At 64.8% G+C, this 534-nt stretch carries 1 protein-coding gene; it reads right to left on the bottom strand.

Annotation, left to right across the window (positions count from 1 at the left end; all coding sequences use genetic code 11):
* On the bottom strand, positions 1–311 hold a 311-nt coding region (locus EN742_RS37160; RefSeq protein ID WP_148670624.1), incomplete at its 3' end, for a GntR family transcriptional regulator.
* Positions 312–534: the final 223 nt, after the last annotated feature.

Genomic DNA, 534 nt, shown 5'->3' with positions numbered 1-534 from the left:
GGCGCGCCGAGTTCGGCCGCCAGCCCCTCGACGGCGAGACGGGCCCGGCAAAGGTCGTCGAGCCGCGCCCGCGTGACGACCGGCACGCAGGCCGAGCCGTTCTGTGAGATCTCCAGCGCGTTTTCCGCCGCCAGCCGCCGCAAGGCCTCGCGCACCGGCATGTTCGAGGTGCCGAAGGCCTCGGCCAGCGCGGCGATGGTCAGCACCTGTCCCGGATCGAAGCTGCCGACCATCAAGGCATGGCGGAGCTGTTGGTAGACGCCATCCTGGACGGTGATGCGTCCCGATACGGGTTCGAAGCCCAGAGCCACGGTTTTGCTTTCCTCAGATGCCGGCAGAAGCTATGTGCGATGCCCGAGTGCGCCCGCCGAAGCAAGCGTGATCATCTGATCACAGTTTGTGTTTAGAGCCAAGCGGCGGTTCGAATAGTCAAGGCGATGATCTCTGATCGAATCGGGCCCATGCCTTCAAACGTCAGCGCGAGTTTTCGGCGCGCCGGTCGACCTGGCGCAATTCACTCCGGAATAACAGCCG

This window comes from Mesorhizobium sp. M4A.F.Ca.ET.020.02.1.1, assembly GCF_004022645.1.
In the GTDB taxonomy this organism is placed as follows: Bacteria; Pseudomonadota; Alphaproteobacteria; order Rhizobiales; family Rhizobiaceae; genus Mesorhizobium.
The sequence above is the reverse complement of the archived record's forward strand: the minus strand, read 5'-3'. Positions and strand labels throughout refer to the sequence as shown.